The organism is Agarivorans sp. D1326, from assembly GCF_056958115.1.
The window spans coordinates 1-26,568 of sequence record NZ_JBTWEN010000003.1 but is presented as its reverse complement, the minus strand read 5'-3'; the positions used below and the strand labels follow the sequence as shown (position 1 = coordinate 26,568).

The following is a 26,568-nucleotide window of genomic DNA, read 5'->3' as shown; positions in this document are numbered from 1 at the left end:
CGAAAGCTAAGTACTTTAACTAAGCACTAACTCACAGTTTCCACTCTTGGAGATGCTGTACATCATTCTCAACATCGTTTGATTTAGCTCGCAGCTAAAGTGTCAGCAACAGCCTGGCTAAAGGCTTTACAGCCCAACTGTCCGCCTAAATCAGCTGTTCTGTTAATTGGGTTTTCTAAGGTTGCATCTACCGCCGTAACCATCGCTTTGGCAGCAGCAATCAAGTCTTGTTTGTTATGGCGCTCGCCCATCCACTCAATCAACATGGCAACAGACAAAATCATCGACACCGGATTGGCTTTATCTTGGCCTTCAATATCCGGGGCAGAACCATGCTGAGCTTGGGCACAGCAATAGTGGTCGCTAGCCATCATCGATCCGGCCAAACCTAAGCTGCCAGACAGCTCACTAGCTAAATCACTTATAATGTCGCCATAGAAATTGGTCGCTACTAACACATCAAATCGCTCTGGGTTACGCACTAAATGCGCGGTAGAAGCGTCGACAAGCAAATCATCCAGCTCTACTTCTGGAAATTCCTTAGCAACATCTCGCACTACATCTAGGAACAAACCATCTGTCATATGAAAGCTATTCGCTTTATGAATTGCGGTAACTTTTTTGCGACGGGTCATCGCCAGCTCAAAGGCTCGACGAGCAATGCGCTCAGAACAATGACGGGTAATTTTCCGTATAGACAAAGCCATATCAGGTGATGGCATCACTTCGCCCCAGCCTTCAGTCATATTGCGGTCTGGGTAAAAACCTTCAGTGGCTTCACGCATAATGACTAAGTCGATACTTTTGCCAGCGCTCATGTTGGTATCGATAAATGAGCGTGAACGCGCTGGACGAACATTGGCATATAGATCTAAACCAATCCTAAATCCAGCAGACACATTACGACCGCCCTGCTCCGGCTTGGGGTAATCAGCATGAGACTGCGTACCCAAAATAATACCGTCGTAAGTTTTTGCCTTCTCTAGCGTTTCTTCACGTAAAGTGGTGCCATATTTTTCTAAACTGCTAAACCCTACATCGTCAAAGTCATAACGCAGGTTAAGTGCAAACTTTTGATTTGCCGCTTCTAGTACCTTCAACGCACCGTTGGTGATCTCAGGACCAATGCCATCTCCAGGCAATACAATAATCTTCATCTTTACCTCTTTTCTTACTGGTTGTTCTTAATGGCCTAAGCCGTTTTCGTTAAAACTGTTCGTAACATTTCTACTGCGCTCACTGGGCTGCTAAGCACTTGTTTTCCTGTTGCCTTTTTCACCGCATCCAAAGCGCGAGATGAGGAAAAGTGCGCCAACATTAATACTGGCTGCTCACTCAACTGCTTAGCGGCATTGGCAGTTAATTGGTTATGTTTATCCACATCACCTTGCTTTAGCGCCTCTTTCGCTTCGGCTACACACACCGTGGTGATTTGAGCGTCTTTACCCTGCGCCTTAGCTAACTGATTAAACTCTTGTTCCATGCCGGCAACAGCTGGCTCAAATGAAGCAATCATGCCGACATTAGGGCTAATGTTTATGGCTTGTAAAAACATGGCTTGGTTTGGTTTTAGGACAGGAATCGCACTTTGCTCTGCCGCCATTTCAATGGCCTCCCCAAAAGCAGAACAAGTAAACAACACGGCGTCGGCGCCTAATGAGGTCGCATATTCACTTAAGTCAATAATGCGCGAAATAAGCGCCTGGCTAAGCTGCTCTTGTTTAGCACGTTCAATACTTAGTGACTCATCGAGAATATTGATTAACTCAGCTTCAGGCCAATACTGTTGAAATGCAGATTGAATAGGCTGCATGGCAATTTGAACCGCATGAATAAGTACTACTCTTGGCATTTCCTTACCTTTACTTTTTTTGTATTTTGTAAAAACTAAATACAATTTAAGAGTTGGATAAAACCTTGTCAACAAAATGTTAACTGCATGTTTCAACCACAATCAAAGGAAACAAAAGCACTACAAGCATTTAAAAATTAAACATAAGTCATTGTTTTAAAAAGAACAGAAAGGAAATAAAGTGTATTTAGAACTGCTAAAATACAATTAATAAGGTAGAAAAATAGAAGTTCAGATTGTTGAAGTCGCTCACAAATACTTGTATACATCTTTGTAGAAAGTACAATTTGGTATAAAAATGCAATTTAACAATTTTGTTATCACTTACTTACAAATTGTTAGGCAGGTTGTTTCTGCGCGGTATACATCATGGAAGACTTAAAATGACAACTAGTAGCAAAAAAAGCAGCTCTACCGAACTACTCGCCGCCCGCATCTATGAAATTATTTGCCAACGACAGCTTGCCGCCAATACTCACCTTAAAGAGATGCAGTTTGCTAATGAGTTAAAGGTATCTAGAACTCCTATTCGCGCGGCATTCTCCCAGCTACAAGAACAAGGTTTACTTATTCGAAAACCCAATCAGGGCTTTTTCTTAGCCGCTGATGTGCCTAGTGATCCTGGAGCTCTAAAGCTAAGCCCAGCAACTAGTGACTCCTTAAGCCCACTTTGCTACCAAATTGGCCAAGATTACCTAAACGGCCACATAAGCAAAGCAATGGTAGAGAATGACTTAATTAACAAATATCAGGTTAATCGTAAAAGCCTGCAAGAAGCACTTATAGCGATGGAGAAAGAAGGCTGGTTAACCAGAAGTTTAGGCTACGGCTGGGAGTTTAAAGAATTCATTTCATCACCAAAAGCTTATGCACAAAGCTATCGGTTTAGACAACTCATTGAGTCTGAAGCCTTAAGAGAGCCCGGCTATTTTGTTGACCACGCTAAATTACATATGCTCAAGCTGGCACAACATGACATTCTCAACCATACCGATAAACTTGTTTCCGCTGCGCAAATGTTCAACGCAGGCGTACTTTTTCATGAAACGATTGTAGGTTTATCTGGCAATGTATTTTTACTGGATGCCTTGCAACGCGTAAATCGCCTTAGAAGACTCATAGAATACAATGTTCACAGTAAGCGCAGCATTCCTAAAACTGAATGTGAAGAGCACCTACAACTGATCGAATTGATTGACAGCAACAAGCTGGAGCAAGCAGCCGCATTTCTTCATAAACACTTAGAGCGTGCAGCCAAAGAAAAAGAACAAATAGCCAGTGAACTGTTTAGCTATAGTGTTTCTTCGCCCTCAATAGGCTAGGACTCACTACTCCTCTAACCGCTTTTACTTGGTGAACAGCAACTAGAGCGAACCAATAACTGAGTGGGCACAATGGTGTCTTGGCTGGCTTTGCTGCCCTGCAGTATCTTCATTAGCGTGTTGGCTGCTGTCTTGCCAATATCTTCTTGCGGCTGACGAATGGTGGTGAGCTCTGGGTTGGTATATTCGGCAAATAACAGGTCATCAAAGCCCACTATTGATAACTGTTGCGGCACCTTAATACCCAGTTGAGTGGCCGCTTTCATTGCCCCTAGAGCCATCATGTCGTTAAAGCAAAATAACGCTGTCATTGAGTAGTGTTCGTGTAGACGCATGAACGCGCTATACCCCGACTGAAAACTAAAATCACCGTCTTCAAAAGCGGCTTCGTCAACGGCAATATTTAGCTGCTGAAGACTGTCTTGATAACCGGCTTTACGATCCACACAAATTGGGTTTTCCATAGGGCCGGTAATACAGCCAATTTGGCTATGCCCAATATCTAATAAATAATCTACAGCTCGCTTAGCCGAGCCGCGATTATCAATACGCACCGTGGGAATAGGAAAACCAGGAAAGTACTCACATGCCATTACCATTGGAATTTCGGTACCTTGGCGGATCTCCATAGGCAGCTCAGCGGTAAGCGAAATAATGCCGTCGGCTTGCTTACTGCGTACCAAGTCCATATACACTTTTGCTTGCTCAACCGTATGAATTGAGTCCCCCAGCAACACCTTGTAGCCATTTTGCAAGGCAACCTGCTGGATCCCGCGCACAATGCTGGCGAAAAACATATTGGCGATATCGGGCACAATAATCACGATGGTTTTAGACTCACTGCGCCTTAAATTTCGCGCAATCACATTGGGAGAGAACCCCGACTTGGCTACCGCTAACTCGACCTTCAAACGGGTTTTCTCGGATACTTTTTCTGGGCTCATCATCGCCCGAGATACCGTTGCGGTAGATACGCCTGCCAATTTGGCCACATCTTTTATGGTAGGCATTTACTGTCCTTAGATTGGTAATAAGCAAGGCTAACCTTAGTGAAAGCTTAGCCCAAATGTAACGGATTACATCAATTATCATAAAGTACTTTATTTTAAATCACTTAAGAACTCAATCAGCAATTTGTACAAAAAATAAACTTTTAAACTGATCACATTTTCGCAACATACGCTAGATAAACACTATTTTATTGTATAAGTTTTATTCAACTACTAAATAAATGCCATGCAGTGCGGCTTTATACGCCTCCAGCTTTCAACAGCGCATGGTTTTTTTATGAGACCAAATGTAATCGATTACATTTAGTCTCAACAAAATACTACATTTGGTTTGAACTTCGATAAAAGGATTGCCGATGAAAACCCTACAAGGACCCGCGCTGTTCCTCGCCCAGTTTGCTAGTGACGAAGCGCCCTTTAACTCACTGAGTTCAATTGCCGCTTGGGCAGCCAGTGTGGGTTACAAAGGAGTGCAAATGCCCAGCTGGGATAAACGTTTGTTTGATTTGGAGCGCGCTGCAGAAGACCTAAGCTATTGCCAAGAGGTATTAAGCCTGCTTGCCGACAATGGCCTCACTCTCACCGAGCTGTCGACGCACCTGCAAGGCCAACTTGTTGCAGTGCACCCAGCCTACGATGAAATGTTTGACGGCTTTGCTCCTGAGTCCGTTAGGGCTAACCCAAGCGCCCGCCAAGAATGGGCGGTAAACCAAATGATGTTGGCGGCAAAGGCTTCTAAAAACCTAGGTTTAAGTGCTCATGCTACCTTCTCTGGCGCGCTGCTGTGGCCATATATGTATCCATGGCCACAGCGTCCTCAAGGCTTAGTTGAAACTGGCTTTGAGGAATTAGCGAAGCGTTGGTTACCGATCCTCGACGCCTTTGACGCAGCTGGCGTAGATGTATGTTACGAAATTCACCCAGGAGAAGATTTACATGACGGCGTTAGCTTCGAAATGTTCTTGGATGCAGTTAACCAGCATCCGCGTTGCAATATCTTGTATGACCCTAGCCATTTTGTGCTGCAGCAGCTGGATTATTTAGACTTTGTCGACCGCTATCACCCTCGCATCAAAATGTTCCATGTAAAAGACGCGGAATTTAACCCCACTGGTCAACAAGGCGTATATGGCGGCTACCAAAGTTGGACTGAACGTGCGGGTCGATTCCGCTCCTTAGGCGACGGTCAAGTAGATTTTGTGGGGATTTTTTCCAAACTCGCCCAATACAACTTTAGTGGCTGGGCGGTAGTTGAGTGGGAATGTTGCCTTAAACACCCTGAAGCTGGCGCGCTGGAAGGCGCAGCATTTGTACAGCAACACATCATTGAAGTCACCGACAAAGCCTTTGATGATTTTGCCGACAGCGCCATCGACCAAGCAGCAAATCTGCGAATTCTGGGTTTATAGGAGTAACTCATGGATAAAATTAAACTAGGAATGGTAGGCGGTGGCAGTGGTGCGTTTATTGGTGCCATTCACCGTATTGCTGCGCGCTTAGATAACCAATATGAATTAGTTGCTGGCGCATTAAGTGCCGATCCAGCCAGAGCGCAACAATCAGCCAAGGATTTAGGCATTGCTGCCGACCGCTGTTACCTAAGCTATCAAGATATGGCTGAGGCCGAAGCCGCTCGCCCTGATGGTATTGAAGCGGTAAGTATCGTAACGCCTAATCATTTGCACTTCCCTATAGCTAAAGCATTTTTGGCCGCAGGTATTCATGTGATTTGTGACAAACCCATGACCTGCTCTCTTCACGAAGCAATGGAGCTCAAAGAGCTGGCGAATAATAGCGGCAAGCTGTTTGTGCTCACTCACAACTACAGTGCTTACCCCATGGTGCGCCAAGCCCAACAAATGGTTGGGGAAGGCTTGCTTGGCAAGCTGCGCTTGGTTCAAGTGGAGTATGCCCAAGATTGGCTCACGACCGCAGCGGAAAATACTGGCAATAAACAAGCCGAATGGCGCACCGATCCAAAACGCTCTGGACCTGCTGGTTGCTTGGGCGATATTGGCACTCATGCCTTTAATCTAGCGGCCTTTATAAGTGGCTTACAGCTAGAACAAGTAAGCGCAGAGCTGTCTACTTTTGTAAATGGGAGAGTACTAGACGACAACGTGCATGCCATGCTGCGCTTCGAGCAAGGTGTACGCGGCATGTTATGGAGCTCGCAGGTGGCCCCAGGTAATGAAAATGGTCTGAGAATTAGGGTTTATGGCAGTGATGGAGGGCTTGAATGGTCGCAAGAGCAGCCCAACCAACTACTGTACAGCCCATTCTCCCAGCCTAGCCGAATTATTAGCCGTGCAGGTTATGGATACAACGCCGAGCCTGAACATTTGGTGAGAACCCCAGCCGGCCACCCCGAGGGCTACTTAGAAGGCTTTGCCAATATCTACACCGAAACCGCCAAGGCTATTCGTACAGCACGCAATGGCTCATCGGCCACCGACATTCTAGCTAATAGTTTATTGCCGGGAGTGAAACAAGGTGTAGAAGGCTTACAGTTCATCAATGCCATGATCCACTCCTCGCAAAACAATGGTAAATGGACCGCTTTGGAGAACGTTCATGAGCTTGCTTAAACCTATTCTTAGCTTGGATAAAATCACTAAAAGCTTTTCTGGAGTACAAGTTTTACACGGCATTAGCGTTGAGGTGCAACCAGGCGAAGTAATGGGCATTCTTGGTGAAAATGGCGCGGGTAAGTCTACCTTGCTAAAAATTATCTCTGGCATTTATCAGCGCAGTAGCGGCCAAGTGCTAGTTAATGGCAAAGCCGTTGAGATAAACAGCCCAGCAGACGCCAAAGCCTTGGGCATTGCGATGATTCCACAGGAATTTAACTTAATTGCCAGCCTAAGTGTGTTTGAAAATATTTTTTTAGGCCAAGAGTTAAAAGGCAGCTTGTTTCTTAACAAAAAAGCTATGCGCCAACGTACCCTCCAACTATTAAGTTTATTAGAAACAGACTTATCGCCAGATGCGCTAATTGAAGCACTGAGTGTGGCCGAAAAACAAATGGTGGAGATAGCGAAAGCATTAGTAAATGATGCGCGTATTCTGATTATGGATGAACCCACCACGGTGTTAACCAGCCAAGAAGTTACCGTGCTATTCAAGCTTATCGATAAGCTAAAAGCGCAAGGCGTAACGATTTTGTTTATCTCGCACAAACTTAAAGAAGTTAAACAGCTATGCGATCGCCTAATTATTTTGCGCGATGGCGCGTTAATTTCGGTTGACCAAATGAGTGACATTGACGAACAAGACATGGCGAAAAAAATGGTTGGGCGTGAGCTTAACCAAGTATTTCCGCCACGCTCTAAAGTACAAAGCAAAGTGGCACTTAAAGTCGATGATTTGAATGTTAAAAACTTACTTAAGCAAATTAGCTTTGAAGTGCGCCAAGGTGAAGTATTGGGATTTGCCGGCTTAATTGGCAGCGGGCGCACCGAAACAGCAGAAGCGATAATGGGGTTACGCCGTCGCCAAAGCGGCAAGATCTTTATTCATCAACAAGCCGTCACCATTCACAATATTAAAGACGCGGTAAAACATGGCTTGGCCTACTTAAGCGAAGATCGCCAAGGCTGCGGATTAACCATGAGCTTTAATTTACCCGAGAACATTAGCCTTATTTCACTGGGGAACTACTGCAAAGGCTTAATTAACCACGGCAAAGCTCGCCAACAAGCTCAGCAATATGTACGTAAATTCGACATTAAAGCGGCCTCCTTAGATACCGAGCTTCTTTACTTAAGCGGAGGCAATCAACAAAAGGTGTATTTATCGAAATGGATGGATACCCAGCCGCAAATACTGATTCTCGACGAACCCACTCGGGGCGTTGATGTAAATACCAAGAAAGAAATCTACCACTTTATCCAAAGCATGACCGAGCAAGGTTTAGCAGTTGTGGTGATCTCATCAGACATGGAAGAACTCATTGGCCTTGCCCACCGAGTTTTGGTGATGCGCGAAGGCCAAATTCAAGGAGAGCTGCGTGAACAAGAAATCAACGAACAACAAATCATGTTTTTGGCCGCAGGTCTGCAAAGCCAGGCAACGCCGGTATCTACGCCGATGCAGGAGAGCCCCCAATGAGTGAGGTTGCTAAAATGAATCAAAAATCTGGGCTAAGCCCTAATTCCAGTTGGTTAAATAAGCTGCCTAAATTTACTCTGTCTAACTGGGCTCCTTTAGTCGCGTTACTCATTTTGGTGGTGCTGTCGGCCATGGCCAGTGACCACTTCCTTATCCCAAGAAATCTTACCAATGTGCTTAGACAAGTCTCCTATACCGGCATTATTGCCCTAGGAATGACCTTTGTGATTATTGCCGGCGGAATAGATTTATCGGTGGGTTCAATGGTCGCCTTAGTGGGTGTACTGGTGATTATGCTGCTCAACTATTTAGGTGATGGCTGGATGGCAGTGACCGTTTCTATTGCTGCGGCGATGGCGATGGGCGCAGCTTTTGGCGCGGTAAATGGCTTACTTACCACCAAAGGGAAAATTACCGCGTTTGTCGCCACCTTGGCAACCATGTCTATATTCCGCTCCCTAACCCTATACATTAGTGATGCCGGAGAAATGGTCTCGCAAAATAACCACTACCCCGACATTGGTGGCGGCTATTGGCTGGGCATTCCTATTCCTGTTTGGCTGTTTATTGGCCTCGCATTTTTAGGCCACCTTATCTTGCGGCATACCGCTTTTGGCCGTCATGTATGTGCGGTGGGATCTAACCCTAAAGTGGCCACCTATTCTGCGATTAATGTACAACGCGTTTATTTTCTTACTTTTGTGATTGTTGGTTTCACCGTGGGTTTGTCTGCGGTGATGCTGTCATCACGATTAAATTCGGTGAGCCCTGGTGATGCGGGCTTGTTTTACGAACTCGACGCCATTGCAGCGGTTGTAATAGGCGGCACTTCGCTGTCTGGCGGCAAAGGCACCTTATGGGGCACCGTTATCGGCGCCATCATATTAGGCATTATTAACAACATGCTGAATTTAATGGGGGTGTCCCCCTACTTACAAGGAACGGTAAAAGGCTTAGTGATTTTGATTGCAGTGCTCATGCAATTTAAACGCGACCGCTAAACCAACACCGTACATTAATACAAAGGAGAGTAACTCATGCGTTTATTGCAACACATAGGAAAATTACTACTTGCCGCCACTTTTATTGCCTCACTGGGATTAAACGCCGCAGTAGCTAAAACCTTAAAAGTGGGTGTATCCGTTCCCTCAGCAGACCACGGTTGGACCGCAGGCTTGTTGTGGTGGGCAGAAAAAGCCGCCGACGACTTTAAGAAAAGTGAAGACGATATAGAGTTTTACGTAGTGGCTGCCAGCTCTGGTTCCAAGCAAGTTGGCGATGTGGAAGATTTGATGATCAAGGGCATTGATGCTTTGGTTATATTGCCGCACAACCCTGCCACCTTACAAAAAGTGATTGAAGAAGCCTACGGCAGTGGCATCTACACTGTAGTAGTAGACCGCGAATTAGAAACTCCAGCGCAAAATGTATTTATTGCTGGTGACAACGCAGGTTTAGGCAGTGTAAGCGGCGAATGGTTAGCTAAAGAAATGGATGGCAAAGGCAAGGTAGTAGTGATTGAAGGCATGTCTATTCCGATTAACAAGCAACGGGTGGACGCGTTTAACGAGGTGATTGCTCAACATAAAGGCATGAGCATTCTCGATAGCCAACCAGCCGATTGGTCTACCCAGAAAGCACTAGCCGTAATGGAAAACTACTTACAAAAACATCCAGAGATTGATGCGGTTTGGTGCCAAGATGATGACATGCTAAAAGGCGTGATGCAGGCGATTAAAGAATCTGGCCGAACCGACATTAAAACCGTATTAGGCGGAGCGGGATCGCAAGACATAATCAAAATGGTGGTAGATGGTAACCCGGTAGTTCGCGCTACCGTCACCTATCCACCTAGTATGGTAGCCTCTGGCATTGCATTAGCGATTACGGGAGCTCGCCATGAAATGCTAGGCAAGATGTACCACAGTGCACCTTCACGAGTTATCTTGGCGGCAGAGCTTATCGACACTAATAATGCTAGCGAATTTGTGGTCGCCGACGCTGCTTACTAGATTTCACTAACAAGCAAAAGCCCAAACAAACATTGTTTGGGCTTTTATTTATTCAGCTAGCTAACATAGCAATAATAAGCAAATCACTAGTTTGGCGCAGCTACTCTTCGGTTAGCAATTCAAAGCTCACATCAACACTATCTCTATAAATAAGTTGAGCAGCCTGATAAGAGCCAGCGTTAGCATCGGTTGCAGCTAGAGTAGCGCGTTCTATCTTCATCACTGGAATAGCCGATTGGTTACGGTAATTAACTTCAACCACCGGTCCTAGCTGGCCTTCATAGCCTTCTGCCAACTGCTTAGCCTTAACATAAGAATCGTTCACAGCCATAGCGCGTACTTGTTGCTTGTACTGCTCTTCTTGTGAGCTTTTGTATTGTAGCTGGCGCACTTCATTCACCCCGCTCAACATAGCTGCATCAAGTACTTGAGTTAGCCCGTCTAGGTTAGCCAGCTCAACGATAATACTTCGCTGCGCGCGATAACCAACAAACACCCGTTCTCTGTCCTGGTATTTGTATTCAGCCTGAATTTGCAGTTGGCTGGCTTCAAAGCGGTCGGAGTCAGTTAATAAATTGGCGAGGTTTGATTGAGTAACTTTAACTATTTTATCTACCTGCTGTTTAGCATCACTGGCCGTTTTTGCCAGACTAGTAGCATGTAAATCCACCTGCACTTGGTCGGCAATTACCACTAACTTAGCCTCGCCACTAGTATGCAGCAAAGCGGCAAATGCCGGAGAGATGCTAACACTGCAGGCAACCAAGCCCACTAACAACAATTTGTTCATTATTTACCTCTGCTCATTAGTGCACTTAATCATTCAACGTAAAACGCTGAGGAGGAGCAACATAACCTTGATAGGCGTCTACTGGCAAGGCCGACAGCAGTTCAACTTGCTGTTGATTTTCGACTCGCTGTGCCACCGTGATGATTTGTAAATTGCGTGCGGCTCTACATATCGCACTTAAGAAGTGGCTATCACCATCTTCGGCCAAGGCCTGTGCTGTATAACCATAGTCAATTTTAACGTAATTAGGTTTAACCCGGCTTAAGTAGTTTAGGGAGTTTAGATTACGCCCGTATTGATCAATACCAATTTGGAAACCCAGCTCTCTTAAACTGTCTAAACTGGCTTCTAACTGGGTATTTTCTTGCAAAAAAGCCGTTTCTGGAATTTCAAAGGCCATTCGAGATGCCACCGTTTGATACTGCTGTGCCAGTTCGATTAACCACGCTAAAAAGCTCGCTTCGCTAATAGCCGATAAAGTTAAGTTAATCGCTAAGCTTAAGTTATTGTCCTGCTGCAAAGCTCGCGCGGCTTGCTCAACCACCATTTGGTCAAACTGAGCGCCCAATCTAAATTGCTCAACCGCCGGCATAAACTGACCAGCAGCGTAATGCTGAGCATCCACTTCAATGGTGGTAAACAACTCTTGGTGCAATACTTTGTCGCTATGAATAAAGTTAACCACCTGCGCCTTGTAAGCCAAGCTTTGGCGACTAATGGTATTTTCGAGTAGCTGCTTCCATTGGCTGCGCGGAATATGAGTATGCTCAACATCGGCCAAACTAAAGAAGCCTTCGCGCAACTCGCGAGCGTTATGTAACGCGGTATCGGCTGCGGTTAATAGCTCGCCTATGTTTTCATCTTTCTGGCGCAATACTAAGCCCATCACCAATGGTCGAGGCATGTACTGCTTCCACGTGGCTAAGCGGGACAATAAATCTTTATTAATTTGCTCTGCGAGATCCAACAACTGTTGCTGATCGAAACCCTCGGCTAATACTGCAAATTCTAAATTGCTAATGCGGGCAAATACCAGTTGTTGCTGTTGCTGGGTATAAGCGGTAAACAGCTCCCCTACAGAATGAATAAACTCATCCCGAGCACTAAAACCATCACGCACGTGAATGGCTTCAATAATATCGAGAGACAATAGCGCAACCCCACCCACTCCAGACTCAGCTAACCAAGATTTGCTTTGATTGATGAAGTAAGCGCGATTACCTAAGCCTGATACCGAGTCTTGAAATGCTTGCTGGCGCAAAGCGCTAGCTTCTTGTACTTGGCTTTCAAACTGCTGGGCAATGTTATCCGACATATGGTTAATTGCACCCACTACACTGCGCAACTCTTGAGTGTGTGGCAAGGGAATAGTTTGGCCAAAATTACGCTGTTCAATTAACTTAGCTTGCTGTTGAATTTGCTCCAGTGGTTTTAACAAATAACGCAGCGCCCGCATTAATAGCAACACCGTTGCTAAATACCCCACGACAAATAGCTTTGCTAAATCAACCATGGCGTTCCACAGTTGCAAATAAGCAAAACCAGGGTGGCCAACTACTTTTAGTTCGCCTAGCTGCATCCAACCACTGGTTAATACCTGCTCTTGAGCGCTGGGCTGAAATAGTTCAAGTGAAGTAAACCACTCGGGCACGCCATCAATAGAGCGAGAGTTTTGGCGGTCGATAAGGCTGTCATCGGCAAACAACTTAAGACTAATTTGCTGATAGTAGCCACTGTCGAACATGGCGTTAATTACCGACTCGGCACCTATTACATCTTCATCTTCTAGATAGGGGCTTAGGGATAAACCTAAAGAAGTGCTTGTATTGTTTACATCTGATAGTTGCTGCTCAGACAAGTAACTACGGGTATTGCCAATTTCGATACTAAATACCACAGCCAGCAGGCCGCCGTAGATAAGCAGTACCACAATTAACAACTGGCGATATAAGGTCATAGTGTTCCCCTAAGCATCGAAATTCTTTACTGGTTTTTTGAGTTTATTTAGCCGCCAGCGTTGCTGGAGATCGGTCCAAAGCTTAAGACGACTAGACTTGCCGGCTAACTGACCACGGCCTTTTTCTTTCATCAACCACAAGTGCTGACCATTAAAACTATATATGGGTACTAGATCGCCGCGCTGCGTCGCCGGCAATATATTTGGATTGATGTTATCGAGAATAATCGGTATTGATGAAGGCGTTTCATAGTATGCCACCACCATATGAAATTGGTTGTAAGTAAGCGACTTTACATAAACCAAGCGCATCTTTTCATCACTCACGCCCAGTTCTATTAACGAGAAGTATTTGGCAATGCTAAAGTCGTCACAATCTCCGGCTGCGGCGCCCAAGAATTCGACGGGAGTGGCCCAGTAGTCTTCTTGCCCCCACACATCAATATCATCAACAAATTGCATTTGATTGAAGAAATCATTAATGGAGCGAAGCTGGTCTGCTTCGCTTAAGTCATGACCATCATTGATGGTTTGGCGCCAAGCTCGAACTCTAAGTTCGGCTTTTTCACCATAGAAATTGCGAACTGTGCTGGCGAGTTCTTCTAGCTGGTAAGCGGTAGCAAATAACAATATTGGCCAAGCCAATACTGCTATCCACCACCTAGCTAAAAGCCCTCGCATTAGCCTATTGCTGCTTTAAGTGCGGCGTATAAATTGACCAGCGAGGAACCGCTTCGCGGTATTGTTCTTGTACAAAAATTCGAGCTCGGCGATTAGCAGCTTCTGCCTGTTCTGAATCACCAGCAGCCAACAACTCTTCTTCCCCAATTGCTTCTAGCTCAATGCGCTCTGCGCTCACAGCGTAGTCGTCGATTAATTGCTGGCGTACACTTGCGGCACGACGTTTAGACAGCTTAAGGTTGTAAGACTTACTGCCACTAGCGCTAGCGTAGCCTTCAACACTGATTTTCACCTCTGGATACTTCTGCATAAAGTCGGCAACTTGTTGAAGCTGCGGAGCATATTCATCGGTTAGTTTGCTTGAGTCGTGGCCAAAAAAGACCATCAATTCATAACCATCATCTACGCTTTGAAACTCTGAACAGCCATCGTTATCAACCGCTGCACCCGCTTCGGTATCCGGGCAAAGATCGCGCTCATTGATAACGCCATCACCATCTTGGTCTTGGCGGTCGTAATTAGCAGGCTCAGCCTGGTAAGTATCAGCAGTTTGACTACACGCAGTTAAGGCCAAAACAGCCGCTGCGACAATTAAGCTCTTGTTTTTCATTAAAAAGTCCAGTCCTCTGGTCGATTAACACGTAAAGCCTCAAGCAGTAAGCCTGTGGCATTGAGTAAACGGTACTTCGCGCGAAGTTCATCAATGTCGGCACTAATGAATTCATTTTGCGCTTCAAATAGTTCATTTTCGGTATTCAGTACATCTAACAGGCTACGCTTGCCTAAGTTAAATTGCTTTTTGTAAGCCTCAACGGTTTGAAAGCTCGCCTCAACATGCTGTTGCAGAAAGGATTTTTGACGAACCAATACATCCCAAGCATTCCAAGCTAAACGGGTACCCTCGCTAACTTGGCGATATGCGTCTTCACCCACCGCTTTAGCACGATTAACATCGTAAGCACTGCGGCGAATTTCAGCGGCATCACTGCCACCGTTAAACAAGTTGTAACGCAGGCGGAGCATCGCGGCTAACTCATAATCTTTAGTATCATCCAAACCGTTTTGGTTGCGATCCCAGTTACCATCTAACTCCAAGGCAATTTCTGGATAGTTGTTTGCTTTAGCTACGGTGGTTTGTGCGTTCGCGGCGGCAACGTCGTATTGAGCCGACTTAAGGGTTGGGTGCACATCTAAAGCCGCGGCAAGCGCTGCATCAAGGTCTGCAGGTATCAAGGCCACATCGGCCCCCGGTTGCACTAAATCTTTGGGTAGCTCGTTAACCACTCGCAAAAACTGAGTTTGCGCGTCCATCAAGTTATTTTTTGCAGATAACGAGTTGGTGGTTGCTCGGGCAACACGGCCATTTACTTGGGTTAAATCAGCACTAGAACCCACACCCGAATCGGTGCGTTTTTTAATGTCTTTTTGAATGGCTAAGTGAGTTTGCAGATTGCTTTCGGCAAGTTCCGATAACTGTTGCTGCTTTATTACTTCGAGGTAAACATCAACCACTCGCAAGGCGATGTTTTCGGCATCGTTATATAACAGCCATTGATCGGCCAAGGTTTCGTTTTCAGTACGAGTAACCTCTCCAGATGTAGCAAAACCACTAAACAGAAGCTGGCGAATACTCACGCCAATTTCTGTGGGATTAGCACTATTTACGCCCAGAGTTTCAGTTTCCCGTTGGCCCCAACCTGCACCAGCGGTGAGATCTATCGTTGGGTAGTAACCGCCTTTGGCACTTTGGTATTGCTCGCTGCTGGCCTTAAATTGATTAAAAGATGACTGCAGCTGCGGATGCTCGGTAAGCACTTTAGCTACCGCTTGCTCCAATGACTGTGCTGAAGCCAAGTTACAAGACATCAATAGACCAGACGCTAGGGTTAAGGTCAGCTTATTCATTAACACTCCTTGTCGTAGGCTAACCAAAGGGTTAGCAAACAGACTTTCTTATCGTTCGCGTAGCGCTGATTGTTGCGCTTTAATTATTGGTTTTAGCAAATAATCTAAAATACTTTTCTTGCCAGTGATGATATCTACACTAGATAGCATGCCGGGAATAATAGGCAATGGCGCTTCATCATTCCCTAAATAGTTTTTATCGGTTCGTACCCTGACCAAATAATAACTATTCCCTTCTTCATCCAAAATGGTGTCGGCACTAATATGTTCTAGTTGGCCGTCTAATCCACCGTAGATAGAAAAATCGTAAGCACTGAATTTAACAACAGTTTTAAGCCCTGGCCGAAGAAATGCAATATCTTTTGGCTGAATTTTCGCCTCAACCAAAAGGTTATCTTCGATCGGGACAATTTCCATGATGCTCATACCTGGCTGGACGACGCCGCCAACGGTATTAATGTAGATTTTCTTTACCGTGCCTTTTACCGGAGAAACCACCGAGGTTCTATCAACCCTATCACGCAAGCCAACCTGCCCCTCGCTTAAAGGTTGTAGCTCTGCTTCAATTTGGTTGAGCTCACGGCGAGCCTCACTAAGAAAGTTAAGAGCGATATCTCGGCGCTTATAAATGGTTTCGCCGATGGCGCTGTTGATCTTAGGTTCTAACAACTTGCTACTTTGCAACTCACCATTTAAATCGTTGGCTTGGCGGCGTAGTTTTAATATCTCAACTTGCGAGACAATGCCTTCTTCGGCTAAAGGCTTGGTAATTCGCAATTCCTCTAGAACGAGATTGTAACTAGTATTTACATGGGTAATTTTGGATTTAAGCTCAAGTAGCTCTTGCTGCTTTTGCTCTATTTGACCAGCAGTAATGGATAGCTGATTTTGTAATGCGCTTAAACGTGCTGACTTTTGCAGCTGCTGGCCGGTAACTTCTGAGGGGTATTGCTGTTTAAACTCATCATCAAAGGCGATGTCGACCTCAACAACTTGCACTTGATCACGCCACTGCTGCGTTGGTAATTCAGGGTTTAATTGAATACTGGCAATTTCACTTTTAAGGCGAGCCACGTCGCCTTCTAGATTAATCACCCGCTGTTGTTGTTCTCTAAAGTCGGAACGAAAGCGGGTATCGTCAATTAGCAATAAGGGCTGGGCTGGCTCGACGTGCTCTCCTTCTTTAACCAAAATCTGCTTGAGAATACCGCCTTCTAGATTCTGAATGGTTTGAATTTGTTGCGAAGGAATAACTTTACCGCTGCCTACTGTAACTTCATCAACTTTGGCCCAGTGAGCCCAATACAGTGCGCAAGCTAGCAAAACAAAAATAAGCCACAACAAACGCTTAGAACGACGTGGCGTTTTCATCAAAATAGCAGCATTAATATCGTCAACAAACTTTAGCTCAGCTTCCGAGAGGTCCTGCTTGCGCTTACTCATTTGGCGCCCTCACTTTGCCACTACGCAACAACTCTAGTACTTCTGCTTTACTGCCATCGGCAACCACTTGGCCTCGTTCGAGTACAATAATCCGATCAACTAAATCCAACATCGACATCTTGTGGGTAATCAATACAAAAGTTTTATCTTCAGCGACTTGCTTCAAGCGTTTTTTGACGAGGTTTTCTGAGTAGGCATCCATGCTGCTGGTTGGTTCATCCAATACCAATACTGGTGGATTAAACAGCAGTGCTCGTGCTAAGGCGACAGCTTGGCGCTGCCCACCCGACAGATATTGACCCCGTTCACCAACTTGTCTGTCTAAGCCTTCTGGGTCCACATCGGTAAATTGAGTAACACCAGCCAATTCGGCAGCTCGAAAGATTAACTCATCTTCAATATGCGGCACGCCTAAGGTGATGTTTTCACGAATAGAGCCAAAAAACAGATTGATGTCTTGCGGTAAACAGCCCATTTTTTGTCGAATATCTGCGGGGCTAATTTGGTTGAGATCCACGCCATCAAGGCGAATAGCGCCATGCTGAGGTGTATAAAACCCAAGCAAGACTTTCTCTAAACTGGTTTTCCCAGCGCCAATTTTGCCAATAATCGCAACTTTTTCTTTGGCTTTTAGAGAGAAGCTTACGTTCTTAAGTACTTGCTGATCGCTACCAGGATAGGTAAAGCTCACATCCGTAAAACTGATTGCTCCGTCAAAATGAGAACGATGCATATAACGCTCTAAATTCTCATCGGGCAATTGCATTATATCTTCGAGATTTTCCAATGCAGATTGTGCTTGGTTATAACGTGTTGCGAGTAGAGATACTTGAGAGAATGGCACTAAGGCACGGCCAGTAAGCATAACAGCAGCAACTAACCCGCCCATCGATAACTCACCTTGAGAGATTTGGAATACCCCAACAACCACAATCAATACCGTGGTACTTTGTGAGACAAAGGCGTTAACGTTACCTACCGATGTGGCCAGTTTGCGAATAGCCATGTTCCAAGTGGCGATGTTACCCACTAGCTCTTCCCACTTGTGTTGAAACTGACTCTCGGCCCCAGCTAATTTCAAGGATTCAATGCCGTTTAAGCTTTCGATAAGATGGGCATTTTTTTGGCTGGCAAAGCGACTACCCAACTCAACTTCTTGATGCATTTTGCGTTTAATGTAAAAAGAGTAAAGTAGCATCACTAGAGCGGCACCAGCGGGCACCAGAGCTAATGGCCCAGCCACCATGGCGATGACCAATAGGAACAGCAAGGAAAACGGTACATCGACCAGGGCAGCAATGGTTGACGAAGTAACAAACTCCCTAATGGAATCAAACTCTTGTACGTTCTTAGCAAAAGCCCCTACCGAAGGCGGCCGCACTTCTGCTTTGATGTTGAGTAGTTTTTCGAAGATCCGCGCAGAGAGCAAAATATCAGATTTTTTCGCCGCTAAATCTAAGGTGTAAGCGCGCATTTGCTTGAGAGCAAAATCAAACACCAGCACCAAGGCCATACCTGCAGTAAGTACCCATAAGGTATCTATCGCCGAGTTAGGAACCACCCGATCATAAACATTCATTACAAACAGCGGAGAGGCTATAGCAAACAAATTAAGAAACAAGGAAGCGACTAAGGCATCTCTATAAATGGGCGCTGAGCGACGCAGGGTATTCCAAAACCAATGGCCTTGTTTATTGCTTAATGACTCTGGAGAACGAGCATCAAAGCGATAACGCTTACGAACATAACAACAAAAGCCGGTGTAATCTGGTGCAAGCTTATCTAAAGAGATGTGTTCATGACTATCGGGAAGCTCCGGCCAAGCGACTTCTATGCCTTCGTCACTTCGTGAAAGCAGCACACAAGAACGACCATCTTTTAGCAGCAAAATACAAGGTAAGAGCAGTTCAGGTATTTTGTTAATTGGCTTTTTAACGATAGAGGCGTCCATACCGGCGCGCAAAGCGGCACGAGGCAATAAGGCTGGTGTTAGCAAGCCTTCCTCTAAAGGCAGACCAGCAGATAGAGCGCGCGCAGAAAAAGGTTTACCGTAATACTTAGATAAAAACACTAAGCTACTCAGTAAAGGGTCTGTTCTTTCTGCGGTTAAATCTAAATCGCGATATTGCTGCTGTGGGTTAGCGTCCTGCACCGAGCGTCCTTTCCATAAACAAAAACATCAAGAGTAAGCCTTAGCTTACTCTTGAATCTACAATTTCCCAAACCTTAAGCGGCTAGTTATCTACATTAAGCTGTTGATCTTCAATTAATTGGCTCAAAATTTCACTATCGCTCATGCCTGAGAAGTCGACATCTTTAAGGGTAATAGTTTGATGAACACTTTCACCATTGCTGGCGCCGTCTTTATCGATTGAGATAATCGTCTCAACATTACCGCCATTATTGACGGTTTCAAAAGACAGATACGATTCTAAGCTTGCCTCTGTTTCACCTTGCAGCAAATCACTTAAATCAAGCACATCTGCGTCGCCATCAGCTTTTAGGGTGAAATCAGTTACCGTATCGTTACTGGTAGATTGATCATCACCTTCTAACCAAGCAAACATGTCACTGTCATCACCACCGGTAAGAATATCATTACCTTGCCCACCTATCAGCAAGTCTTCACCAACACCACCATCAAGTTGGTCGTCACCCGCATAACCAACTAAGGCGTCATCTCCAGCATCACCATCAATAGCATTAGACGCCTCATTGCCTACAAGTACTTCATCACCCTCGCCACCATCAATTGAGCTACCTTGAACGCCAATAAGCTCTGCAGTGGTTGTATCTAAGGCACCACCATCACCTATGATGCTATATTCAAATTCTTCTTGGGTATCGGTAAGCGCTGATTTTTGATAAACAGCACTGCTGGCATCAATGGTTAAATGCATCTGATAAAAACCGCTATCGGTGTCATCATCGGCAACGATTTGTATGTAGTATTCACCTTCTTCAGTTGCAGTAAAGCTACCTCTAGGTCCCTGCCAATCTTCTTGAAATTGCTTTTCCCCATTATCGGTTTCTAGCAAATTGCCTTCGGAGTCATAAATGAAAGCGTCTACTTTGACTCTTTCTTCTCCCGAAATAGTGGCCATATTTGCCCACAGCACTTCACCTTTCGCTAAAGTAACTTTAATCCAATCTTCATCGGCATTAGTTACTGGGTCGTTATCATTTACTAACTCACTTTGGTAGGTGAATGAATAACCACCCGATACGATTTGAGGAATATTTCCATCATTTAGACTAAATAGGGAACGGTCACTTAAATCCACTGTATCGTGGCCATTAAAATCAACAAAGCTTACATCTTCAGCAGTTGCGATAATCGATAACTCTTCGGTTTCAAAGTTGCTATCGTGAATGCCTAAGCCAACTCCGTCATCTGAATCAAACAAGATTTCATCACTACCACTTACCGAACCACCAACGGCACTGCCTACTCCATCAAAACTGATGTCGTCGCCAGTATCGTTCCAGAGTAGTGCTAGGCTTGGTACGCTTATGGTGCTGCTACCATCTTGATTGGTAATAATCACATCGCGGTTAGCATCAACCACTGCTTCAAATACAGTGTTAATTTCGATATTAATAGAGCTTGTGTCACCATCAAAATCGGTTACGGTTACCGCAATGTTTTCTTGTTGTCCCCATCCATCGCCACCAACATCAAGCTCATAAGAGTATGCGCCGGTTACAAAGTTAAGCAGTAGAACTCCGCCTAAAGCAGTAGTAATACTTACGTTTTTCTCTTGCTCTGGAACTGCACGAGGATCATAGCTATACGTCACATCGTCTACTGTTATGGCACTTACGTAGCCATCATCAGCACCAACCATGAAGCCGTCTGTAGAGGCGGTTTGCAGTAAACCAAGTGAAGCATCAACTTCAGCTTCAAGGTAGCTTTCAACAAGTGTGGAAGATAAGTCTGTTACATCATCAACGATGAAGGCAAATTCATCTGTCGCGGATTCTGAAGCCACATCCTTCAATACATCTAAATCTGCCTGACCAATACCAATGCCGTAGCTTGTATCAATATTGTCTTGAACAAACTCATCCCATGCTGCAAGGCCATTGGAGCCGTTATATTCAACGGTATCATCAATACCGTAACCAAAGTTTGGCTCACCATCAGAGATAAAATACAACAAGGTATTATCAGTATCTGGCTGCTGAGCACTGGTACTGCTTGAAATCACCTCATTAAGCGCAATATCGTAGTGAGTACCGCCACCTGAGCTTAAATCCTGTAGATAGCTTAAAGCGTCTTCAACGTTGTCGCTGATCCAGCCGCTGCTTATTACAGAATCAGAGAAGCCAACAATTTGCACATTGACGTTACCTGCAGCATCAGCTTGCTCTATTAAATTAGACAAAGCTTTAACGGCGATTTCTAGGTAGTTTAAGCCATCGCCGTGTTCACCATTAGTCATACTGGCAGAAGTATCTAAAACCAAAACAAGGTTGGTTGTTACCAACAAGGGGCTTGATTCTAAGCTATGAGAAAGGTCGTGGCCAATTGGAGCATCGTCTTCAATACTTATTTCTAAGCTTGCTTGAGTAACAAAGCCCGAAGTTGGATTAGCCACCAAATAGTTGAAGCTTTCGCTTACTCCATCACCATCTAAACTTGAGCTCTCTAGCTGATACTCGTAATCACCCTTGCTAAAACCATTATAGTCTTGGGTATAAACGCTTAACTGCCCTTGAGCAGTATCAATCGTAATTACGCCATTCGCGTCAGCAGTATGCGGAATACCCTGATATATCACACTGCTTAACTCTAAACCGTCAACTAAGCCATCATCATTTGCTAATAAATTACCTGTGGCTGAGCTAGTTTCAGCACTAGGTGCAGAACCACTAGCCAAACCTGACTCATATACTTGAGCGCTGTCGTTGGACAAGTTAACGACATTGCCGCTTACATCAGCGCTGCTTTCAGCGCCATGCTCATCTTGTAATACGTATGAAAACTCGACTAAGCCACTACCATTTGCACTGGCTGTATAACTGATAACTCCAGCAGCAGTTACATTCACCACTCCATTTGGTACAGAGATACTTTGAGCGACACCAGGAGTTAGATCTGTACCGTGAATTGATTTAACGCTGATTGCATCGCCTTCCAAGTCGCTATCGTTAGCAACAAGGTCAAGCAAAACTGTCTCTGATGATGCAATGTTAGCAAAGCTATCATCTTGTGCGTCTGGCGCATCATTCACTGGGGTAATGTCTAAATCGGCAGTACCTGTGCTGATGGTCGCTTCACCATCGCTAATGTCGTAGCTAAAGCTCACGCTGCCATCATCGTCTTTAGCTGGCGTATACGTCCAAGTGCCATCGTTATTGTTGGTGAGCGTGCCGTTACCAATTAGGCTTAGGTTGCTCACCGATAAATCGGCTAGGTCATTATCGATATCACCGGCATTAGCTAAGAGCTCGGCTTCGGTGATCACTCGACCACCCACTGCATCTTCCGCCACTGGGTCTAACACCACATTGCTGGTGGTAGGTGCATCGTTCACAGGCGTAATGTCTAGGTCGGCAGTCCCGGTGCTGATGGTCGCTTCACCATCGCTAATGTCGTAGCTAAAGCTCACGCTACCGTCATCGTCTTTAGCAGGCGTGTAGGTCCAGGTGCCATCGTTATTGTTGGTGAGCGTGCCGTTACCATTAAGGCTTAGGTTGCTCACCGATAAATCCGCTAGGTCATTATCGATATCACCGGCATTGGCCAAGAGCTCGGCTTCGGTGATCACTCGACCACCCACTGCATCTTCCGCCACTGGGTCTAACACTACGTTACTGGTGGTAGGTGCATCGTTCACAGGCGTAATGTCTAAGTCGGCAGTACCTGTGCTGATGGTGGCTTCACCATCGCTAATGTCGTAGCTAAAGCTCACGCTGCCGTCATCGTTTTTAGCTGGCGTATACGTCCAAGTGCCATCGTTATTGTTGGTGAGCGTGCCGTTACCAATTAGGCTTAGGTTGCTCACCGATAAATCGGCTAGGTCATTATCGATATCACCGGCATTGGCCAAGAGCTCGGCTTCGGTGATCACTCGACCACCCACTGCATCTTCCGCCACTGGGTCTAACACTACGTTACTGGTGGTAGGTGCATCGTTCACAGGCGTAATGTCTAAGTCGGCAGTACCTGTGCTGATGGTGGCTTCACCATCGCTAATGTCGTAGCTAAAGCTCACGCTGCCGTCATCGTTTTCAGCTGGCGTATACGTCCAAGTGCCATCGTTATTGTTGGTGAGCGTGCCGTTACCAATTAGGCTTAGGTTGCTCACCGATAAATCCGCTAGGTCATTATCAATATCACCGGCATTGGCCAAGAGCTCGGCTTCGGTGATCACTCGGCCACCCACTGCATCTTCCGCCACTGGGTCTAACACCACATTACTGGTGGTAGGTGCATCGTTCACAGGCGTAATGTCTAGGTCGGCAGTCCCGGTGCTGATGGTCGCTTCACCATCGCTAATGTCGTAGCTAAAGCTCACGCTACCGTCATCGTCTTTAGCAGGCGTGTAGGTCCAGGTGCCATCGTTATTGTTGGTGAGCGTGCCGTTACCAATTAGGCTTAGGTTGCTCACCGATAAATCCGCTAGGTCATTATCGATATCACCGGCATTGGCCAAGAGCTCGGCTTCGGTGATCACTCGACCACCCACTGCATCTTCCGCCACTGGGTCTAACACTACGTTACTGGTGGTAGGTGCATCGTTCACAGGCGTAATGTCTAAGTCGGCAGTACCTGTGCTGATGGTGGCTTCACCATCGCTAATGTCGTAGCTAAAGCTCACGCTGCCGTCATCGTTTTCAGCTGGCGTATACGTCCAAGTGCCATCGTTATTGTTGGTGAGCGTGCCGTTACCAATTAGGCTTAGGTTGCTCACCGATAAATCCGCTAGGTCATTATCAATATCACCGGCATTGGCCAAGAGCTCGGCTTCGGTGATCACTCGGCCACCCACTGCATCTTCCGCCACTGGGTCTAACACCACATTACTGGTGGTAGGTGCATCGTTCACGGGCGTAATGTCTAGGTCGGCAGTCCCGGTGCTGATGGTCGCTTCACCATCGCTAATGTCGTAGCTAAAGCTCACACTACCGTCATCGTTCTCAGCTGGCGTATAGGTCCAAGTACCGTCGTTGTTGTTGGTGAGAGTACCGTTACCAATCAGGCTTAGGTTACTCACCGATAAATCTGCTAGGTCATTATCAATATCACCGGCACTAGCTAAGATTTCGGCTTCGGTGATCACTCTACCGCCCACGGCATCTTCCGCCACTGGGTCGAGAACCACATTACTGGTGATAGGTGCATCGTTCACCGGGGTAATGTCTAGGTCAGCAGTACCTGTGATGATGGTCGCTTCACCATCGCTAATGTCGTAGCTAAAGCTCACGCTGCCATCATCGTCTTTAGCTGGCGTATACGTCCAGGTGCCGTCGTTATTATTAACCAGAGTACCGTTGCCAATCAGGCTTAGGTTGCTCACCGATAAATCCGCTAGGTCATTATCAATATCACCGGCATTAGCCAAGAGCTCCGCTTCAGTAATAACTCTACCACCCACAGCATCTTCTGCCACTGGGTCTAACACCACATTACTGGTGGTAGGTGCGTCGTTCACAGGCGTAATGTCTAGGTCGGCTGTGCCTGTGCTGATAGTGGCCTCACCATCGCTAATGTCGTAGCTAAAGCTCACGCTGCCATCATCGTCTTTAGCAGGCGTGTACGTCCAAGTGCCATCGTTGTTGTTGGTGAGCGTGCCGTTACCAATTAGGCTTAGGTTGCTCACTGATAAATCCGCTAGGTCATTATCAATATCACCGGCATTGGCTAAGAGTTCGGCTTCGGTGATCACTCGACCACCCACTGCATCTTCCGCCACTGGGTCGAGAACCACATTACTGGTGGTAGGTGCGTCGTTCACAGGCGTAATGTCTAGGTCGGCAGTACCTGTGCTGATGGTCGCTTCACCATCGCTAATATCGTAGCTAAAGCTCACGCTGCCGTCATCGTTCTCAGCTGGGGTGTAGGTCCAGGTCCCGTCGTTGTTATTAACCAGAGTGCCGTTACCAATTAGGCTTAGGTTGCTCACTGATAAATCCGCTAGGTCATTATCAATATCACCGGCATTGGCTAAGAGTTCGGCTTCGGTGATCACTCGACCACCCACTGCATCTTCCGCCACTGGGTCGAGAACCACATTACTGGTGGTAGGTGCGTCGTTCACAGGCGTAATGTCTAGGTCGGCAGTACCTGTGCTGATGGTCGCTTCACCATCGCTAATATCGTAGCTAAAGCTCACGCTGCCGTCATCGTTCTCAGCTGGGGTGTAGGTCCAGGTCCCGTCGTTGTTATTAACCAGAGTGCCGTTACCAATTAGGCTTAGGTTGCTCACTGATAAATCCGCTAGGTCATTATCAATATCACCGGCATTGGCTAAGAGTTCGGCTTCGGTGATCACTCGCCCATCCACTGCGTCTTCCGCCACTGGGTCGAGAACCACATTACTGGTGGTCGGTGCATCGTTCACCCGAATAACTTCCGCCGTATCACTGTCGCTGGCAGTTTGACCATTGGCGGTCACTTCTACACTAATGTTAAGTTCGGAAAGATTGAGAGTATCGTTGTTGACCGCGGTCACACCGGCATCGGTCAGTTTGACTTGGTTGCCATCAAGCACCAAGTAGCCATCGTCATTGTTGAGCAAGGCGTAGGTCTGCGTATCACCTTCTGGATCGCTAGACGTAAAGTTAGCAACCACAGTATCAGTAGAAACGGATTCTTCGGTGAGCGTTTCTGCAGCGACACTAATGCTTGGACCTTCATCCACACGAGTAATAGCGGCTGTATCACTGTCGCTGGCAGTTTGACCATTGGCAGTAACCTCTACACTAACGTTCAGCTCTGATAAGTTCAGCTGGTCATTGTTAACCGCAGCCACACCAGCATCGGTGAGTTTGACTTGGTTGCCATCTATCACCAAATAGCCATCGCCATTGTTGAGCAAGGCGTGGGTCTGTGCGTCACCTTCTGGATCGCTAGACGTAAAGTTAGCAACCACTGTGTCAGTAGACACGGATTCTTCAGTGAGCGTTTCTGCAGTAACGCTAATGCTTGGGCCTTCATCCACACGAGTAATGGCAGCTGTATCGCTGTCGCTGGCCGTCTTGCCATTGGCGATCACTTCTACACTAACGTTCAGCTCTGATAAATTCAGCTGGTCATTGTTGACCGCGGCCACACCGGCATCGGTCAGTTTGACTTGATTGCCATCAAGCACTAAATAGCCATCGCCATTATTGAGCAAGGCGTAGGTCTGGGCGTCACCCTCTGGATCGCTGGACGTAAAATTAGCAACCACGGTGTCTGTAGACACAGATTCCTCGGTCACTGCTTCAGCGGTCACGCTAATGCTTGGACCTTCATCCACACGAGTAATGGCAGCT

The 26,568-nt window shown here is 46.1% G+C and carries 17 protein-coding genes; 6 read left to right on the top strand and 11 right to left on the bottom strand.

What is annotated here, in order from left to right; translation table 11 throughout:
- Positions 1–83: 83 nt before the first annotated feature.
- Positions 84–1,157, bottom strand: coding sequence for an isocitrate/isopropylmalate dehydrogenase family protein (locus ACYFDN_RS06795; protein WP_483510497.1), 1,074 nt, complete (start codon positions 1,155–1,157; stop codon positions 84–86).
- A 35-nt stretch (positions 1,158–1,192) separates the two neighbouring features.
- Positions 1,193–1,852, bottom strand: coding sequence for an aspartate/glutamate racemase family protein (locus ACYFDN_RS06790; protein WP_411994447.1), 660 nt, complete (start codon positions 1,850–1,852; stop codon positions 1,193–1,195).
- Positions 1,853–2,235: 383 nt separating this feature from the next.
- On the opposite strand from ACYFDN_RS06790, the gene ACYFDN_RS06785 reads away from it, so the two are divergent.
- Complete coding sequence (locus ACYFDN_RS06785) at positions 2,236–3,174, top strand: GntR family transcriptional regulator (protein WP_483510496.1); 939 nt, start codon at positions 2,236–2,238, stop codon at positions 3,172–3,174.
- A gap of 14 nt (positions 3,175–3,188) precedes the next feature.
- Here the strand turns inward: ACYFDN_RS06785 and ACYFDN_RS06780 are convergent, their stop codons facing one another.
- Positions 3,189–4,184 (bottom strand): LacI family DNA-binding transcriptional regulator, encoded by a 996-nt coding sequence (locus ACYFDN_RS06780; RefSeq protein ID WP_483510494.1) that lies wholly within the window; start codon positions 4,182–4,184, stop codon positions 3,189–3,191.
- A 356-nt stretch (positions 4,185–4,540) separates the two neighbouring features.
- On the opposite strand from ACYFDN_RS06780, the gene ACYFDN_RS06775 reads away from it, so the two are divergent.
- The 5 genes from ACYFDN_RS06775 to ACYFDN_RS06755 are packed head-to-tail and all read left to right on the top strand — an operon-like array spanning position 4,541 to position 10,306.
- Positions 4,541–5,593 carry a sugar phosphate isomerase/epimerase family protein gene (locus ACYFDN_RS06775; RefSeq protein WP_483510493.1) on the top strand — a complete coding sequence of 351 codons (1,053 nt, stop codon included), beginning with the start codon at positions 4,541–4,543 and terminating at the stop codon, positions 5,591–5,593.
- A 9-nt stretch (positions 5,594–5,602) separates the two neighbouring features.
- Positions 5,603–6,772 (top strand): Gfo/Idh/MocA family protein, encoded by a 1,170-nt coding sequence (locus tag ACYFDN_RS06770; RefSeq protein ID WP_338622205.1) that lies wholly within the window; start codon positions 5,603–5,605, stop codon positions 6,770–6,772.
- Positions 6,759–8,294 (top strand): sugar ABC transporter ATP-binding protein, encoded by a 1,536-nt coding sequence (locus ACYFDN_RS06765; protein WP_483510491.1) that lies wholly within the window; start codon positions 6,759–6,761, stop codon positions 8,292–8,294. The genes ACYFDN_RS06770 and ACYFDN_RS06765 overlap by 14 nt, the downstream gene beginning before the upstream one ends.
- Positions 8,291–9,295: an ABC transporter permease gene (locus ACYFDN_RS06760; protein WP_483510489.1), complete on the top strand. Its 1,005-nt coding sequence runs from the start codon at positions 8,291–8,293 to the stop codon at positions 9,293–9,295. The genes ACYFDN_RS06765 and ACYFDN_RS06760 overlap by 4 nt, the downstream gene beginning before the upstream one ends.
- A gap of 36 nt (positions 9,296–9,331) precedes the next feature.
- Entirely contained in the window at positions 9,332–10,306 is a 975-nt protein-coding gene (locus ACYFDN_RS06755; RefSeq protein ID WP_338622208.1) for a substrate-binding domain-containing protein, read from the top strand.
- Positions 10,307–10,406: 100 nt separating this feature from the next.
- On the opposite strand, the gene ACYFDN_RS06750 is transcribed toward ACYFDN_RS06755, so the two are convergent.
- The 8 genes from ACYFDN_RS06750 to ACYFDN_RS06715 all read right to left on the bottom strand — a co-directional run bounded on the left by ACYFDN_RS06750 (position 10,407) and on the right by ACYFDN_RS06715 (position 26,528).
- Entirely contained in the window at positions 10,407–11,096 is a 690-nt protein-coding gene (locus ACYFDN_RS06750) for an SIMPL domain-containing protein (RefSeq protein WP_406609511.1), read from the bottom strand.
- 25 nt (positions 11,097–11,121) lie between these two features.
- Positions 11,122–13,053 (bottom strand): bifunctional diguanylate cyclase/phosphodiesterase, encoded by a 1,932-nt coding sequence (locus ACYFDN_RS06745; RefSeq protein WP_483510488.1) that lies wholly within the window; start codon positions 13,051–13,053, stop codon positions 11,122–11,124.
- A gap of 9 nt (positions 13,054–13,062) precedes the next feature.
- Positions 13,063–13,734, bottom strand: a complete 672-nt coding sequence (locus ACYFDN_RS06740; RefSeq protein ID WP_016403953.1) for a transglutaminase-like cysteine peptidase — start codon at positions 13,732–13,734, stop codon at positions 13,063–13,065.
- Positions 13,735–13,738: 4 nt separating this feature from the next.
- Positions 13,739–14,344: an OmpA family protein gene (locus ACYFDN_RS06735; protein ID WP_016403954.1), complete on the bottom strand. Its 606-nt coding sequence runs from the start codon at positions 14,342–14,344 to the stop codon at positions 13,739–13,741.
- Positions 14,344–15,639, bottom strand: a complete 1,296-nt coding sequence (locus tag ACYFDN_RS06730; protein ID WP_483510487.1) for a TolC family outer membrane protein — start codon at positions 15,637–15,639, stop codon at positions 14,344–14,346. The genes ACYFDN_RS06735 and ACYFDN_RS06730 overlap by 1 nt, the downstream gene beginning before the upstream one ends.
- 48 nt (positions 15,640–15,687) lie before the next feature.
- Positions 15,688–17,082: an HlyD family type I secretion periplasmic adaptor subunit gene (locus ACYFDN_RS06725; protein ID WP_016403956.1), complete on the bottom strand. Its 1,395-nt coding sequence runs from the start codon at positions 17,080–17,082 to the stop codon at positions 15,688–15,690.
- Complete coding sequence (locus ACYFDN_RS06720; protein WP_483510486.1) at positions 17,075–19,234, bottom strand: type I secretion system permease/ATPase; 2,160 nt, start codon at positions 19,232–19,234, stop codon at positions 17,075–17,077. Before ACYFDN_RS06720 ends, ACYFDN_RS06725 begins: the two co-directional genes overlap by 8 nt.
- Before the next feature lie 82 nt (positions 19,235–19,316).
- The gene (locus tag ACYFDN_RS06715) at positions 19,317–26,528 is read right to left on the bottom strand and encodes a cadherin-like domain-containing protein (protein ID WP_483510485.1); all 7,212 of its coding nucleotides are present in this window, start codon (positions 26,526–26,528) and stop codon (positions 19,317–19,319) included.
- Between the last annotated feature and the right edge of the window lie 40 nt (positions 26,529–26,568).